The sequence below is a fragment of the Nocardia sp. CA-120079 genome, from assembly GCF_050955745.1.
Classification (GTDB): Bacteria; Actinomycetota; Actinomycetes; order Mycobacteriales; family Mycobacteriaceae; genus Nocardia.
The window spans coordinates 2173451-2188097 of the sequence record NZ_CP192088.1 but is presented as its reverse complement, the minus strand read 5'-3'; the positions used below and the strand labels follow the sequence as shown (position 1 = coordinate 2188097).

General features: G+C 64.9%; 17 protein-coding genes. 8 read left to right on the top strand and 9 right to left on the bottom strand.

The features are described 5' to 3' along the window. The first annotated feature begins 129 nt into the window (after positions 1–129). Positions 130–1122, top strand: coding sequence for an LLM class F420-dependent oxidoreductase (locus ACQPYR_RS10155; protein WP_433635083.1), 993 nt, complete (start codon positions 130–132; stop codon positions 1120–1122). A gap of 112 nt (positions 1123–1234) precedes the next feature. Further along, complete coding sequence (locus ACQPYR_RS10150; RefSeq protein ID WP_433630379.1) at positions 1235–1744, top strand: RDD family protein; 510 nt, start codon at positions 1235–1237, stop codon at positions 1742–1744. Between the two features lie 65 nt (positions 1745–1809). Here ACQPYR_RS10150 and nrdE read toward each other — a convergent pair whose 3' ends face one another. The 4 genes from nrdE to ACQPYR_RS10130 form a co-directional block, all read right to left on the bottom strand. After that, positions 1810–3915 carry a class 1b ribonucleoside-diphosphate reductase subunit alpha gene (gene nrdE, locus ACQPYR_RS10145; RefSeq protein WP_433630376.1) on the bottom strand — a complete coding sequence of 702 codons (2106 nt, stop codon included), beginning with the start codon at positions 3913–3915 and terminating at the stop codon, positions 1810–1812. A gap of 38 nt (positions 3916–3953) precedes the next feature. Beyond that, positions 3954–4415: a class Ib ribonucleoside-diphosphate reductase assembly flavoprotein NrdI gene (gene nrdI / locus ACQPYR_RS10140; protein ID WP_063046323.1), complete on the bottom strand. Its 462-nt coding sequence runs from the start codon at positions 4413–4415 to the stop codon at positions 3954–3956. Positions 4416–4463: 48 nt separating this feature from the next. Then, on the bottom strand, positions 4464–4697 hold the full coding sequence (locus ACQPYR_RS10135) for a redoxin NrdH (protein ID WP_040693941.1): 234 nt from the start codon (positions 4695–4697) through the stop codon (positions 4464–4466). Positions 4698–5091: 394 nt separating this feature from the next. Beyond that, positions 5092–5658 carry an NAD(P)H-dependent oxidoreductase gene (locus tag ACQPYR_RS10130; protein WP_433630372.1) on the bottom strand — a complete coding sequence of 189 codons (567 nt, stop codon included), beginning with the start codon at positions 5656–5658 and terminating at the stop codon, positions 5092–5094. A 114-nt stretch (positions 5659–5772) separates the two neighbouring features. On the opposite strand from ACQPYR_RS10130, the gene ACQPYR_RS10125 reads away from it, so the two are divergent. Together ACQPYR_RS10125 and nadE are read left to right on the top strand one after the other, a co-directional pair. Next, positions 5773–6414: a TetR/AcrR family transcriptional regulator gene (locus ACQPYR_RS10125; protein WP_433630369.1), complete on the top strand. Its 642-nt coding sequence runs from the start codon at positions 5773–5775 to the stop codon at positions 6412–6414. A gap of 6 nt (positions 6415–6420) precedes the next feature. Then, positions 6421–7245, top strand: a complete 825-nt coding sequence (gene nadE / locus ACQPYR_RS10120) for an ammonia-dependent NAD(+) synthetase (RefSeq protein WP_433630366.1) — start codon at positions 6421–6423, stop codon at positions 7243–7245. Here the strand turns inward: nadE and ACQPYR_RS10115 are convergent, their stop codons facing one another. The 3 genes from ACQPYR_RS10115 to moaA form a co-directional block, all read right to left on the bottom strand. After that, positions 7246–7653, bottom strand: coding sequence for a DUF1003 domain-containing protein (locus ACQPYR_RS10115; protein WP_433630363.1), 408 nt, complete (start codon positions 7651–7653; stop codon positions 7246–7248). A gap of 82 nt (positions 7654–7735) precedes the next feature. Next, a complete protein-coding gene (locus ACQPYR_RS10110; protein ID WP_433630360.1) occupies positions 7736–7978 on the bottom strand; it encodes a MoaD/ThiS family protein in 243 nt (80 codons plus the stop codon). Next, positions 7971–9014 (bottom strand): GTP 3',8-cyclase MoaA, encoded by a 1044-nt coding sequence (moaA, locus tag ACQPYR_RS10105; RefSeq protein WP_433635082.1) that lies wholly within the window; start codon positions 9012–9014, stop codon positions 7971–7973. The genes ACQPYR_RS10110 and moaA overlap by 8 nt, the downstream gene beginning before the upstream one ends. Before the next feature lie 155 nt (positions 9015–9169). On the opposite strand from moaA, the gene ACQPYR_RS10100 reads away from it, so the two are divergent. The 4 genes from ACQPYR_RS10100 (at position 9170) to ACQPYR_RS10085 (ending at position 13053) form a co-directional block, all read left to right on the top strand. Further along, the gene (locus ACQPYR_RS10100) at positions 9170–10438 is read left to right on the top strand and encodes a molybdopterin molybdotransferase MoeA (protein ID WP_433630357.1); all 1269 of its coding nucleotides are present in this window, start codon (positions 9170–9172) and stop codon (positions 10436–10438) included. Continuing rightward, on the top strand, positions 10435–11472 hold the full coding sequence (gene moaCB, locus ACQPYR_RS10095) for a bifunctional molybdenum cofactor biosynthesis protein MoaC/MoaB (RefSeq protein ID WP_433630355.1): 1038 nt from the start codon (positions 10435–10437) through the stop codon (positions 11470–11472). The genes ACQPYR_RS10100 and moaCB overlap by 4 nt, the downstream gene beginning before the upstream one ends. Then, positions 11459–11896 (top strand): molybdenum cofactor biosynthesis protein MoaE, encoded by a 438-nt coding sequence (locus ACQPYR_RS10090; protein WP_433630352.1) that lies wholly within the window; start codon positions 11459–11461, stop codon positions 11894–11896. Before moaCB ends, ACQPYR_RS10090 begins: the two co-directional genes overlap by 14 nt. Before the next feature lie 146 nt (positions 11897–12042). Continuing rightward, on the top strand, positions 12043–13053 hold the full coding sequence (locus tag ACQPYR_RS10085) for an AraC family transcriptional regulator ligand-binding domain-containing protein (RefSeq protein ID WP_433630350.1): 1011 nt from the start codon (positions 12043–12045) through the stop codon (positions 13051–13053). Between the two features lie 47 nt (positions 13054–13100). Here the strand turns inward: ACQPYR_RS10085 and ACQPYR_RS10080 are convergent, their stop codons facing one another. After that, positions 13101–13292, bottom strand: a complete 192-nt coding sequence (locus ACQPYR_RS10080) for a hypothetical protein (RefSeq protein WP_433630348.1) — start codon at positions 13290–13292, stop codon at positions 13101–13103. Positions 13293–13491: 199 nt separating this feature from the next. Further along, a complete protein-coding gene (locus tag ACQPYR_RS10075) occupies positions 13492–14532 on the bottom strand; it encodes a CobW family GTP-binding protein (RefSeq protein WP_433630346.1) in 1041 nt (346 codons plus the stop codon). Positions 14533–14647: the final 115 nt, after the last annotated feature.

The following is a 14647-nucleotide window of genomic DNA, read 5'->3' as shown; positions in this document are numbered from 1 at the left end:
CAGGCCGAGCCGAACTCTGCACCAATCATGGGAGGCCCGCGAGGATCGTTGCGGCTGTACTTACCCACCCCGCCGGCGCGGCCGGCTGCCGTCCCCTAGGTTCGGTGAAAACACATGAAGGAGAGATCTGTGCGCTTCGGCATCTTCATTCCACAGGGATGGCGACTGGATTTGGTCGATATCGACCCGGCGGCGCAGTGGGGGGTGATGCGCGATCTCGCCCAGCGGGCGGATGCCGGAGATACCTGGGAATCGCTATGGGTGTACGACCACTTCCACACGGTGCCGGTGCCGACCGAGGAGGCGACGCACGAGGCGTGGACGCTGATGGCGGCGTTCGCGGCCACCACATCGCGTATTCGGCTGGGGCAGATGTGTACCGCGATCAGCTACCGCAATCCGGCATATCTGGCCAAGGTCGCCGCGACCACGGATCTGATCTCCGGCGGCCGGGTCGAGATGGGTATCGGCGGCGGCTGGTACGAACACGAGTGGCGCGCTTACGGTTACGGGTTTCCGTCGGCGGGTGAGCGGCTCGGGCGGCTCGACGAGGGCGTACAGATCTTCCGCCAAGCCTGGACCGAGGGCAAGGCCACACTGGACGGTAGGTACTACCAGGTCGACGGTGCGATCGTGCGGCCACTTCCATTGCAGGAGGGCGGTATTCCGATCTGGGTCGCGGGCGGCGGTGAGAAGAAGACGCTGCGAATCGCGGCAAAGTACGCCCAGTACACCAACTTCAGTGGCGCACCGGAGGAATTCACCCACAAGTCCGAGATCCTGCGCGCGCACTGCGCCGAGGTGGGCACCGATTTCGATGCCATCGTGCGCTCCTCGAACTTCAACGCCGTCATCGGATCCACCGAAGCCGAAGTAGAGCAACGCCTTTCGGCCCTGCAGACCCGCTTGGCCACGGTGATCAGCGACGACCAGGCCAAATCCTTCGTCGACGGCATGCTCCGTACCTCCCCCGCCGTCGGCACCCCGGAACAGATCACCGAGCGCTTGTCCGCCGTCCGCGAACTCGGCCTCGGCTACGCCATCTTCAACTTCCCCGAAGCCGCCTACGACACCAGCGGAATCGACCTCTTCGAACGCGAAATAGCCCCGGCCCTGCGGTAATCGCTCGAGGTCCGCGGGCCGCGGCGCCTGCGGACCTCGCACTTCCCACCACTGGGACCGCTGACACAATGGTCGGCGATCAGCTCACGACACGATGACTCGGGAGATACCTGTGGTGCATGGCAATCCGGGCGGCTATGCGGACGCGCCCACACCGCCTCCGCCTGTGCGGCCGCGGTTCGAACCCGACCCGAACGGGTCACTGCACTACGTCGATCCGGTGCGCAAACCCGAAGCGGCAAAATATGATTCGATGTCGCTGAACGCCGGTCGGCCGCGCCCCGACGGCACCATCGAAGAGCCGAGATGGCCGATGCTCACCGCCTTCGCCATCGATCTGCTGCTGCACGCAGCCATCGGCGGCATCGTCTGGCTCACGATCACCGAATACTCGCCAGACCCCGGGCAGGCCATTCCCCTGGCCGTAACCGCCGCCGTCGCAACATCTTTCGTGCACCGCACATTCATCCAACGCGTAACCGGCACAACCCTCGGCAAAGCCTTCTTCGGCCTGCGCCTGCGCTACCCCGACGGCGCCTTCCCCACCCTCTGGCAATTGATCAAACTCTGGTGCGTAGGCACCTTCACCGTCGTAGTAACTCCCCTCCAACTCTTCGGCTGAGCCGTTTTACAGGAGAGCCGAAAGGGGCGGCCACGCAACGCCAGACCGCCCCTTTCGGACATCGACTACAGCATGCAGGAAACGCAGCCCTCGACTTCGGTTCCCTCCAAAGCCATTTGGCGCAGGCGGATGTAGTAGAGGGTTTTGATGCCCTTGCGCCAGGCGTAGATCTGGGCGCGGTTGAGGTCGCGGGTGGTGGCGGTGTCCTTGAAGAATAGGGTCAACGACAGGCCCTGGTCCACGTGCTGGGTGGCGGCGGCGTAAGTGTCGATGATCTTCTCGTAGCCGATTTCGTAGGCGTCGTCGTAGTACTCGAGGTTGTCGTTGTCGAGGTAGGGCGCCGGGTAGTAGACGCGGCCGATCTTGCCTTCCTTGCGGATCTCGATCTTCGACGCCACCGGGTGGATCGAGCTGGTGGAGTGGTTGATGTAGGAGATCGAACCGGTCGGCGGGACGGCCTGCAGGTTCTGGTTGTAGATGCCGTGCTCCATGACCGAGGCCTTCAGCTCACGCCAATCGTCCTGGGTCGGAATGTGCACGCCCGCATCGGCGAACAGCTGCGCGACCCGTTCGGTCTTCGGCTCCCACACCTGATCGGTGTACTTGTCGAAGTACTCACCGGAGGCGTACTTGGATTCGGGGAAGCCGCCGAAGTAGGCGCCGCGCTCCTTCGCGATCAGGTTCGAGGCCCGAATCGCGTGATACACCACGGTATAGAAGTAGATATTGGTGAAGTCGATACCCTCGTCGGACCCGTAGTGCACCCGCTCACGGGCCAGGTACCCGTGCAGGTTCATCTGACCGAGCCCGATCGCGTGGGATTCGTTGTTGCCCTGCTCGATCGAGGGCACCGAGTAGATATGCGTCTGATCCGATACCGCGGTCAGCGCCCGGATCGCCACCTCGATGGTGCGCGCGAAGTCGGGTGAATCCATCGTCTTGGCGATGTTCAACGAGCCGAGATTGCACGAAATGTCCTTGCCCACCTTGGCATAGGAAAGATCGTCGTTGAACAGCGACGGCGTCGACACCTGCAGGATCTCCGAGCACAGATTCGAGTGCGTGATCTTGCCCGCGATCGGATTGGCCCGGTTCACCGTGTCCTCGAACATGATGTACGGGTAGCCGGATTCGAACTGCAGCTCGGCAATGGTCTGGAAGAACTCGCGCGCCTTGATCTTCGACTTGCGGATGCGCTTGTCGTCGACCATCTCGTAGTACTTCTCGGTGACATTGATATCGGCGAACGGCACGCCGTAGATGCGCTCCACGTCGTACGGCGAGAAGAGGTACATATCCTCGTTCTTCTTCGCCAGTTCGAAGGTGATGTCCGGGATCACCACACCCAGCGACAGTGTCTTGATGCGGATCTTCTCGTCCGCGTTCTCCCGCTTGGTGTCCAGGAACCGGTAGATGTCCGGGTGGTGCGCGTGCAGATACACCGCGCCCGCACCCTGCCGCGCACCGAGCTGGTTGGCGTAGGAGAACGAATCCTCGAGCAGCTTCATGATCGGGATGACACCCGAACTCTGGTTCTCGATCTTCTTGATCGGCGCACCGTGCTCACGAATATTGCTGAGCAGCAGGGCAACTCCGCCACCGCGCTTGGACAGCTGCAGCGCCGAGTTGATGGAGCGCCCGATCGACTCCATGTTGTCCTCGATGCGCAGCAGGAAGCAGGACACCGGTTCGCCGCGCTGCTTCTTACCCGAGTTGAGGAAGGTCGGGGTGGCGGGCTGAAAGCGCCCGTCGATGATCTCGTCGACCAGCTTGCTCGCGAGCACCTCGTCACCGGCCGCCAGCGTCAGCGCCACCATGCAAACCCGGTCCTCGAACCGCTCCAGGTAGCGCTTGCCGTCGAAGGTCTTGAGCGTGTAGGAGGTGTAGTACTTGAACGCGCCGAGGAAGGTCGGAAACCGGAACTTCTTGGCGTAGGCCTGTTGGAACAGCGTCTTGATGAACGCACGGCTGTACTGCTCGAGAACCTCTGCCTCGTAATAGTTCTCGTCGACCAGGTAGTCCAGCTTCTCGTCCAGATTGTGGAAGAAGACGGTGTTCTGGTTGACGTGCTGCAGGAAGTACTGGTGCGCGGCCTCACGGTCCTTGTCGAACTGGATCTTGCCGTCGGCGCCGTACAGGTTCAGCATCGCGTTGAGGGCGTGGTAGTCCATGACCTCGTCCGCCTCGGCGGTACGGACCGGTGGCTGCTCTAAGCGAGCCGTTTTGCCGGTCGGTGCTGTCGTTGCTGTTGCCAAAACAATCCCAATCCCTCTCGGACGCGCTCGACGTCCTCAGCGGTTCCCATGAGTTCGAAGCGATACAGGTAGGGCACCCCGCACTTACGCGAGATCACCTCGCCCGCATAGCAATAGGTATCGCCGAAGTTCGTGTTGCCCGCCGCGACGACGCCGCGCAGCAGCGCACGGTTGTGCGGATCGTTGAGGAACTTGGCGACCTGCCGCGGCACGAAATCCTTATCGGATCTATTTCCCCCCAGTACGTGCCGACCGCCCCCGTAGGTGGGGACGATCAGCACGTATGGTTCGTCTACGCGCAGCGAGTCAGCGGTGTGCAGTGGTATGCGAGTCGCCGGGAGTCCCAGCTTCTCGACGAAGCGGTGCGTATTCTCCGAGGCGCTGGAGAAGTAGACCAGCGCTGTCGCTGTGGACATGGCTACCTCCTCCCCCTTCCATCGGATACACCGGAAAGCAGGATGCGATCAGGCCGCCACGGTAGCGAGCGACTTGATGCGGTCGGGCCGGAAGCCGGACCAGTGGTCCTCACCGGCGACGACGACCGGAGCCTGCAGGTAGCCCAGCGCCATGACGTAGTCACGCGCCTCGTCGTTCTCGGAGATGTCGATGACTTCGTAGTCCACCCCGGCCTTGTCGAGCGCCTTGTAGGTGGCATTGCACTGGACGCAAGCGGGCTTGGTGTACACGGTGATGGTCAATGATGTCCCTCTCTCCTATGCCTGATCCACAGCCTGTGATCCGTATGCAGTGCTTTGATCCGACGTACGCTGCGCAAACTCCTGGATCGGTAGCTGAAACCGCTGCTCAGCCGCTCGCGGCCGAAGCTGATCTCATCCCCTCTTCCAGTACCGAAGACACTACACCTAGTGGCCGACAGAGTCATAAAACACGACATGTTGCGAGTCACAAAGATGAAATTCCCAAGCGGTAAGTACCTGGACACTCGATTCGCAACCCGACACAACAGTGGCGCAGATCACAATTTCGTACCGTAGCGCCCTTCCAGCAAACTTCTTTCGGCGAACGAAAAAGGGGCCGCCCCCGCACTCCACGGATGGAGCCGGGGGCGACCCTGACGGCAAGACTCGATGCTCAGGCGGACACCAGTTCGCCGGTCGCCTGCACCAGTTCGTGCACGGTCGCGCCGAGCTGCGTCAGCGCCTCGGCATCCTCGCGCGGATGCGACGCGGCGAACCGCTCGCCGAATCCGGCGAAGTGCAGGTGGGCGGTCTCGACAACCCGGGCACCCGCGACGCCGAGCGCCTTGACCACATCGCCGTGCGCCCACTTGGCCGCATTCTGGCTGATAGAACCGCTGACCACCGCGACCGGCCGATCCTTGAGCGCGCCGGTACCGTACGGGCGCGAAGCCCAGTCGATGGCGTTCTTCAGTACGGCGGGGATGCTGCCGTTGTATTCGGGCGTCACCAGGAGCAGACCGTCGGATGCGGCGACCGCGTCACGCAGCGCCTGCGCCGCGGCGGGTACCGAGCCGGGCACGTCGAGATCCTCGTTGTAGAAGGGGATGTCGGCGAGGCCCTCGTAGATGGTGAGCTCCACACCCGCCGGCGCGGTCTGCGCCGCGGCCTCGGCGAGCCTGCGGTTGATCGAGGCGGCGCGAAGGCTGCCGACAAGAGTAAGAATCCGGGTCGCGCTCATGTTTTCTCCTGGTGTACTGAATGTGGTGTCCGTTCTTTTGCCTACACTAACCGGACCATGGTCCGATTCCATTCCCGGGAGAACCGCGAGAGGCCTGTGAGCTACAGCACATCCATGTCGGACGGAATGATGCCCGAGCGACCACTGCTCGGCATCGGTGCGCCCCTGCCCGGAAATCACGAACGCGCCGATGCCGCGCGCAACCGCCAGCTACTCCTGGACGCGGCGCAGGAGATCGTGCGCGAACAAGGTGTGGACAGCCTGACGATGGACGCGCTCGCCAAGCGGGCAGGCGTCGGCAAGGGCACCGTCTTCCGACGGTTCGGCAGCAGGTCGGGGCTGCTGCGCGCGCTCTTGGACCACGCCGAGCGAAAGTTCCAGGAAGAGTTCATGTTCGGACCGCCGCCGATGGGGCCCGGCGCACCGGCGGTGGAGCGGCTGGTCGCCTTCGGCCGGGCCCGGCTACTCGATATCGAGGTCGCGGGCGAACTGCATCGCGCCGCGGAAATCGGTGAGGCGGGCGACCGCTTCACCGGTCCGCCCTACGGACTGCTGCGCGCGCACGTGACGATGCTGCTGCGGCAGGCGCGGGTCGACGGCGATGTCGTACTGGTCGCCGATGGTCTGCTCGGCCTGCTCGGCGCCGCACTGGTGATGCATCAGATGCATGTCCTCGGTTACGACCGATGCCAGATCGGCGACAACTGGGAGGCATTCGTTCGGCGGGTGGTCATCTCGGCGCGGCCAGTAGAGTGATGCGTCATGGGGAACCTGCGTGAACAGATCATCGCCGAGTTGGGCGTCCAATCGAATATCGAACCGAAGCTCGAGGTTCGGCGTCGAGTCGATTTTCTCAAGGACTATCTGAGCGCAAGTCCCGCACGAGGTTTCGTACTCGGCATCAGCGGTGGTCAGGACAGCGCGCTGACCGGACGACTGTGCCAGCTCGCGGTCGAGGAACTGCGTGCCGACGGCGCGGATGCCGCCTTCATCGCGGTGCGACTGCCCTACGGTGTGCAGGCCGATGAGGCCGATGCTCGGATCGCGCTGCGGTTCATCCAGCCCGACCGCTCGGTGGTCGTCAACATCCGCCCCGGCGCCAACGCCGTTGCCGCCGAAGTCGCCTCGGCGTTGCAGGTGGATAAGCTGCGCGATTTCGTGCGCGGCAATATCAAGGCCCGCGAACGCATGGTCACCCAGTACGCCATCGCCGGTCAGGAAAATTTGCTCGTCGCCGGCACCGATCACGCGGCCGAGGCGGTCACCGGCTTCTTCACCAAATTCGGCGACGGCGGCGTCGACATCACCCCGCTGACCGGCCTCACCAAGCGCCAAGGCGCGGCGCTGCTGCAGGAACTCGGTGCGCCGTCGAGCATCTGGTCCAAGGTGCCGACTGCTGATCTCGAGGACGACCGCCCGGCCCTACCCGACGAGGAGGCGCTCGGCCTGCGCTACAGCGAGATCGATGACTATCTGGAGGGCAAGGACGTCACGCCTGAGGTCGCCCAGAAGCTCGAGACGATCTTCCTGAACACCCGCCACAAGCGCACCGTCCCGGTCACGCCGCTCGACACCTGGTGGCGCTGACTACTTCTGATCCGGAGTCTCCAGCAGCCTGCGGTGCAGTTCCTTGGTCATCTCGTGGATGGCCCTGGTCAGCTCGGTATTGGTCTTGAGCTCCAACTCCTGCTCGTTGAAGTCGTGATCGGCCTTCATCTGCTGGAACTCGGCCTGCCGATTCTGGCCGATCATCACGAAGGTGGACAGGAATATCGCCTCCAGGGAGACGACCAGGGTCAGCGTCGGCCATGGACTCTGTTCGGCCCAGATCATCCAGATCGCGAAACCGATGGCGTGGATGTAGACGAACCGCATCGACCCGGCGAACTTCGTGATCCAGTCCGCCACCCGCAATTGCAGACTCTCGCCTCGCACCTCGTGGAACCGCACCACCACCGGGTGCCGCGCAGGTACCTGATTCGACGGCTGGGACATATCGACTCCTGATCCGGTCCGGCGAACTGCATTGGCGCAGATGCTAACCCGGTCGACGAGCGCCTACATGCCCACGCACACGTCAGCCGCCGGCGAAGGGTGGCAGGACATCGACGCGCGGAGTCAGTGCGACCGACGGGTCACGGGTGAGTTCGTCGCCGACCAGGTAGGCACAGACGGCGAGCATCTTGTCGAGGTCGGGACCGTAGCACTCGGCGAGGGTGGTGCGCAGGTCGGCGACGGTGGCGCCGGCCGGAAAGTCCAGGTTTTCCCGGTCCTTGCCGACGACGTCGGCAATCGCGGCGAAGTAGCGGATCTCAACCACCGATGGCTCCCATCGTGCGTTCCGGCGGGACGAAATCCTCGGCATCGATCCCGTGTCCCGCCCATTTGTTCCACATGGCGCCACGCCAGATGGTCGCGATCTCCTCGTCGTCCGCGCCCGACCGCAGTGCTTGGCGCACATCGAATTCCTGATCGCTGAACAGGCACGACCGCAGCATGCCGTCGGCGGTGAGCCGGGTCCGATCGCAGGTGTCGCAGAATTTGCGGGTCACCGTCGCGATGATGCCGACCGCGGCAGGCCCACCGTCGACGAGCCATTTCTCCGCCGGGGCGGCGGGATCGGACCGGCCGACCTCGGTCAGCGTGAACCGGGTACCGAGCACGTCGAGCAATTCGGCCGCGGTCACCATATTGGCGCGAGCCCATTCGTGATCGGCGTCCAGCGGCATCTCCTCGATGAACCGCAGTTCGCAGCCCTCGTCCAGACACCAGCGCAGCAGATCCGGCGCACCGGCGAGGGTATCGCGCATCAGAACGGCATTGATCTTCATCGGCGCCAGTCCGGCATCCCTGGCCGCGCGGATGCCCGCGAAGACCGATTCGAGCCGATCGCGGCGAGTCAGGCGGGCGAAGCCGAGCCGATCGACGGTATCCAGCGAGACATTCACCCGGCTCAGCCCGGCGGCCACGAGACCGCGGGCCCGATGGGCGAGTCCGACGCCATTGGTCGTCATCGACAGCGGGACCCCGGGCACCCGCTCATGACAGCCCGCGACGATCCGCTCGAGATCGCGGCGCAGCAGCGGCTCACCGCCGGTGAACCTGACCTCACGCACCCCCAACTCGCGCACCGCGAGCGTGACGAGTCGCACAATCTCCTCGACCGTCAGCAGTTCGTCCTGCGGAATCGCGGGCAGGCCCTCCTCGGGCATGCAGTAGGTACATCGCAGCGAACACTTCTCGGTGATCGATACGCGCAGATCGCGTGCGGTACGACCGAATCGATCGACCAGGTACGGCGTGTCCGGCCGTCCGTCGAGCGAGGGCAGCCTGGACCGCACGGCGGGAATCCCCATCTCGACCAGCGTCACAAGTCCATTATGACCGGTCCGCACGATGTGCCCATGGGCGGACCGCACCATCCTGGGCTCACAAACTCCGAGTTCAGGGCGTGAGCGTTCGTGCGATACGACAAGAGAACTCGCTACCGCTGGGCGATTAGGCTGACCGTATGACCTCGCGTGCCGACACCTCCGATGGCCACCGGTCCAGCTCGCCCGCCACCGCCCGGTCCGTCGACGCCTACCGGGACACCATCGAGGCGCTGCTGCGCCCGCTGGCCGCCCGCGCGGTCGAATCCGTCGCGGTGCCCGCGGCGCTGGGCCGACAGCTGGCCGGCGATATCCACGCGCCGATCGACCTGCCGGTGTTCCGCAATTCGGCGATGGACGGCTACGCGGTGCGTGCCGCATCGGTGGTGGTCACTCCGGTGACGCTGCCGTTGATCGGTGTGGTCGCGGCAGGCGGGGCAGGGCAAACCCCACTTCCGGCGGGGTGCGCGATGAAGGTGATGACCGGTGCGCCGATTCCGCCCGGCGCCGATTGTGTGGTGCCGGTGGAGGATGTGCACAGCGATGACGCGACGGTGACCGTCGAGCGGGGCCGCACCGCGGGTGAGTTCGTGCGCGAACCGGGCACCGATGTGCGCACCGGTGAGCTGCTAGCCCGGGCGGGCACCCTGCTGGCACCCCGCCACATCGCCGCGCTGGCAGCGGTCGGACTGCCGAATGTGCCGGTATTTCAACCGATTCGGGCGGCGGTCATCACCACCGGTGACGAATTGGTCGCCGCCGGAACACCGTTGCGCCCCGGCCAGATCTACAACTCCAACGGTATCTCGCTCGCGGCCGCGCTCAGCGCCAACGGCGTCAGCGTCGTGTCGGTGGAGCACAGCACCGACGATCCGGCAAGATTTCGCGTATTGCTTTCCGCCGCAACTAAATCCGCAGATATCGTCTTCACCTCCGGCGGGGTGTCCAAGGGCGACTTCGAGGTGGTCAAGGACGTACTGCAACCGCTGGGCGGTGAATTCGGCTCGGTCGCGGTGCAACCCGGTGGGCCGCAAGGGCTTACCGTCGTCAACGGTGTGCCGGTGCTGAGCTTTCCCGGGAACCCGGTGAGCACCATGGTGTCCTTCGAGGTCTTCGCGCGGCCGATGCTGCGCCATATCGCGGGCCTGCCCGAAGTGGAGATCTACGAAGTACCGCTGCGCAATCCGGTGCGCTCCCCCGAGGGACGACGCCAATTCCTGCGCGGTCGACTGGTGCGCGACGATGCCGCGGCGCCGGGATTGCATCGCAGGCCGACGGCCGTCGAGGTTGCCTCCGGCCCCGGTTCGCATCTCATCGCCGGCATGGCCTGGGCGGATGTATTGATCGATGTGCCCGCCGAGGTCACCTCGCTGCCGGTCGGCGCACCTGTGCGAGTGTGGTCGCTATGAGTGAGTTGTCCCATGTCGACCGGGAAGGTCGCGCCCGCATGGTCGATGTGAGCGCGAAGTCCGACACCACTCGGATCGCGGTCGCGGCCGGTGAGCTGCGCACCACCGCCGAAGTGGTCGCGCTGGTGCGGGCCGACGATATGCCGAAGGCCGATGTGCTCTCGACCGCGCGAATCGCCGGTATCACGGGTGCGAAGAAAACCTCCGAACTCATTCCGCTGTGCCATCAGCTGGCCTTGTCCTCGGTGAAGGTCGAATTCGGCTTCACCGAGGACACCATCACGATCGAGGCGACCGCGAAAACCAAGGGCCCCACCGGCGTCGAGATGGAAGCGCTGACCGCGGTGGCGGTGGCCGGGCTCACCCTGCACGATATGGTCAAGGCGGTCGACCCCGCGGCGACGCTCAACGGCATCCGGCTGCTCACCAAAGAGGGCGGCAAACACGGACATTGGGAGCGGCCCGCAGAGCAGGCGCCCGTGGACATCCCCACACTCGCCGACGCACCAGAGCCCACGGAAGACATTGCACCGGAAGAGCTCTCGGATTCCGACCAGCGCACCGCCGTCGTCCTGGTCGCCTCCACCGGAGCCGCGATCGGCACCAGAGCGGACACCACCGGTCCCGTACTCGCGCAATGGCTCGGCGGACTCGGCTTCTCGGTGCGTGGCCCGCTGATCTACGCCGACGCCGAAATCGACATCGGCTTGGCCGACGCCCTGCGATTCGAGCCGTCGCTGGTGATCAGCACCGGCGGCACCGGCGCCTCCCCCACCGACGCGACACCTGAGGCGACGCTGGCCGTCCTGGATCGCGAATTACCCGGTATCGCAGAGGCGATTCGGCAACGCGGCACCGCGAAATTCCCACTGGCCGCGCTCAGTCGCGGCGTGGCCGGACAGGCCGGCCGATCGGTGGTGGTGAATCTGCCCGGCTCTCCCGGTGGTGTCAAAGACGGCATGGCGGTGCTCGAGCCGCTGTTGGATCATCTGCTCGCGCAAGTAGCCGGAGGCGGCAACCATGACAACAAGTGAATTCGCGGCCGTACGCCTAGCCGGTATCAGCGATCAGCCGCTGGATCCGGCGGCGGTCGAGGCGGCGGTGACCGGACCGGAGCACGGCGCCGTAGTGGTTTTCACCGGCAAGGTGCGCAATCACGATGGCGGACAGGCGGTTTCCGCTCTGGAATATTCGGCGCATCCGGAAGCTGAACGGTTCCTGCGAAATTGCTGTGCGGAACTCGCCGAGCGCTCCGGACTTCCGGTCGCGGCCGTCCACCGAATCGGTCAGTTGACCGTCGGCGATCTCGCGATCGTCGTCGCGGTCGCCGCACCGCACCGAGCCGAAGCGTTCGCCACCTGTGCGGAATTGGTGGATCGGATCAAACACGAGGTGCCGATCTGGAAGCGCCAGCTCTTCGCCGACGGACTCTCGGAATGGGTGAACGCCTGCGGGTAAAGGCCCATTGCCTGTGAATAACGGCGATGTGAGCGCCTGAAGTTGTTACCCGAAACAACACTGTGACGCGAATTCAGTGACGATTCAATAGGCGCGGGATAGCGTTCTCCCGCACGAGGACGTCGATCCGCGGTAGGAGGGGCGCATTGGGAACCGATCAGGTGCTGCTGCACAGATTCGTCATCTCGCAGCTCACGGATGCGGGGCTGGATCGGGATCGACTGCTCCGAGAGACCGGCCTACCCGAATGGACCATGGTCGGCGAGGACGTACACCTGCCGAGCCACACCTTTTCGCGACTCTGGGAGCTCGGCGAACACGGGCTCGGCGATCCGAATGTCGCGTTGCATGTGGCCAGCCGCTACAAACTCAACAGTTTCGGCCTCTACGACTACCTGTTCGCCACTGCGCCGACCCTCGGCGCGGGCCTGGCGACCTGCGGTCCCTACGTCTGCGCGGTGACCACCAATCATCGGTTCGAACTGGTCGCCGAGAACGAGCACGAGGTCACGCTCTACCTCGACATGATCAATGGGGAAGGCCGCGGCCGCGATCTCACCCAGGTCTGGGGCCTGGCGGCGGTGCTCAGCAGGGCACGGCGTGTGGTCCGGATCCGGCTCGTCCCGTTGCGGGTGGCATTGCGGCAGCAGGCACCTGCCAAAATCGACACCTTTGTCGAGGTATTCGGCACCTCCGCTATCGAGTTCGGCGCACCGGTCGATGCGATGACCTTCCGCGCCGACGATATGAATCTGCCACTGACCACCAGCGATCCCGTCCTGGCTGCCGTGCTGCAGCCGCTCGCCGACGCCCTGCCGCCACCGCCGCCCCTGGCGACCGCATGGCCGGATCGAGTAGCGGCCGCGCTGGCCGAGGCAATGGCGGACGGTGCGGTTTCGCTGGATCGGGTGGCCCGCCGACTCGCCACCAGCCCGCGGACGCTACAGCGGCGGCTGATGGAGGCGGGCACCACTTGGCGGATGGAATTGGAGCGGGCGCGCAATGCCCGGCTCGCGCAGGCGAGCGTCGAAGGCGCGGTGCTGAGCCGAACACGCCAAGCCGAACTACTCGGATATTCCGATGTGGGTTCGATGCGGCGGGCGGCCCGTCGTCGATCCATGACCCAGCTCATGTACCGATCGGAACTACCGGCCTGATCCGCCGCATCCCCCCACGCCGCATCCGCTACCGTCACGCCGGGCGGTCAGACCTTCAGGAAGGCCGCCGCGATGCGCCAGAAGGTCGCATCCTCGATAGCGCGAAAATCCCAGCTGTCGACAATGTCTCGGGATGCGGCGACGATGGCGGGCACGTCGAAATCGTCACGCGTCGCGGTGCCCTTCGCCTCCAATGCGGCGACCACGTACGCGGTGGCACTCTCCCAGGTCTCTGACACGGAACTCTCCAATCGGTCGTACAGACAAATACGGTCGATCACGGTTCGTGGGTCGAACCGACACCGCACGCGCCACGTTCGCTCCGTTGCGCACATGCCGCGCGCGGCGGGGCAATGTCTCAGTTCTATGTCCGCACGATCGCCGCGCCAAGTACCGAACGCGCCAGCTTCGAGCAGAACGCGCCAACTTTTCCCGGCGTCAGTGCGGGGTGTAGCGCCAGACGCCGAGCATGGCTTGCTGGTCCAGCGGTTCGGCGGCGGTGTGCACGGTATCGTGCAGCCGCGCCAGTGCCGCCTCGGCGGGCAGACCCGCACCGATCAGCACCAGTCGGGTCGTGCGCGATTCACCGCGCGACCAGGAGTCCGGTTCGAAGACGATATGACGACCGACCATGTGCAGCACGAACTTGCGACGTTCGGCGGCGACCCCGAAGGCGGCGAAACCCTTGGCGCGGAACAGGCCGGGCGGTGGATCCTCGAGGAATTCGACCAGGCGGCGCGGATCCAATTCCCGCTCGCTGCTGAAGGACACGCTGGTGTAGTCGTCGTGTAGATGCCGGTTCTCGGCTTGGTCGTGGTGGTCGTGGTCATGGTCGTGGAGCAGTTCGTCGAAGCTCAATTGTTCGGCGACCCGCGGGATTTCCCGCAGCGGCTCGTCGAAGAGCAGGCCGGGGTCGATGCGGCCACGGGTGGTCGCGTACACCGGCACCTGCCCGATCAGCGCGGTGATCTCCTGCCGCAACCCGTCCAGCCGATGCTGCGGCACCCGATCGGCCTTGTTGAGCACCACCAGATCCGCCAAGCGCAGATGGGTGGCCAGTTCGGGATGACGCTCGCGACTGTCCGGGAACTGCTCGGCGTCGACCACCTCGACCAAACCGCCATAGCGGATGCGCGGGTTCTCGCTGCCCACCACCATCCGAATCAGATTGCGCGGTTCGGCCAGTCCACTGGCCTCGACCACGATCACGTCGATCTTGGCACGCGGCTGCGCGAGCTTGGTGAACAAGTCGTCGAGTTCGCCGACGTCCACCGCACAGCAGACGCACCCGTTGCCGAGCGACACCATCGCATCGACCTGCCCGGCCACCAGCATGGAATCGATATTGATGGCCCCGAAGTCGTTGACCACCACCCCGATCCGGGTGCCCCGGTTATTGCGCAGCAGATGATTGAGCAGCGTCGTCTTCCCGGATCCGAGGAACCCGGCGACTATGAGAACAGGAATCCGCTCAGCCACCCGGCTGAGTCTATTGGCAGCGCCTGCGGCGCTGCGTGTTCGCGGCCCCCTTCTGTCTCGCGTCCGAGTCATCGAGACTCGCGCCTGCGGCGCATGCGCTTCGACGACTCGGACG

Bases quoted from the DNA above. Each gene is read 5' to 3' on its own strand.
- moaA (WP_433635082.1), bottom strand. From the start codon at position 9,014: ATGGGGATTCCCGCCGTGCGGTCCAGGCTGCCCTCGCTCGACGGACGG.
- nrdI (WP_063046323.1), bottom strand. From the start codon at position 4,415: ATGTCCACAGCGACAGCGCTGGTCTACTTCTCCAGCGCCTCGGAGAAT.
- nrdE (WP_433630376.1), bottom strand. From the start codon at position 3,915: ATGGACTACCACGCCCTCAACGCGATGCTGAACCTGTACGGCGCCGAC.
- ACQPYR_RS10125 (WP_433630369.1), top strand. From the start codon at position 5,773: ATGTCGGACGGAATGATGCCCGAGCGACCACTGCTCGGCATCGGTGCG.
- moaCB (WP_433630355.1), top strand. From the start codon at position 10,435: ATGAGTGAGTTGTCCCATGTCGACCGGGAAGGTCGCGCCCGCATGGTC.
- ACQPYR_RS10115 (WP_433630363.1), bottom strand. From the start codon at position 7,653: ATGTCCCAGCCGTCGAATCAGGTACCTGCGCGGCACCCGGTGGTGGTG.
- nadE (WP_433630366.1), top strand. From the start codon at position 6,421: ATGGGGAACCTGCGTGAACAGATCATCGCCGAGTTGGGCGTCCAATCG.
- ACQPYR_RS10090 (WP_433630352.1), top strand. From the start codon at position 11,459: ATGACAACAAGTGAATTCGCGGCCGTACGCCTAGCCGGTATCAGCGAT.
- ACQPYR_RS10100 (WP_433630357.1), top strand. From the start codon at position 9,170: ATGACCTCGCGTGCCGACACCTCCGATGGCCACCGGTCCAGCTCGCCC.
- ACQPYR_RS10130 (WP_433630372.1), bottom strand. From the start codon at position 5,658: ATGAGCGCGACCCGGATTCTTACTCTTGTCGGCAGCCTTCGCGCCGCC.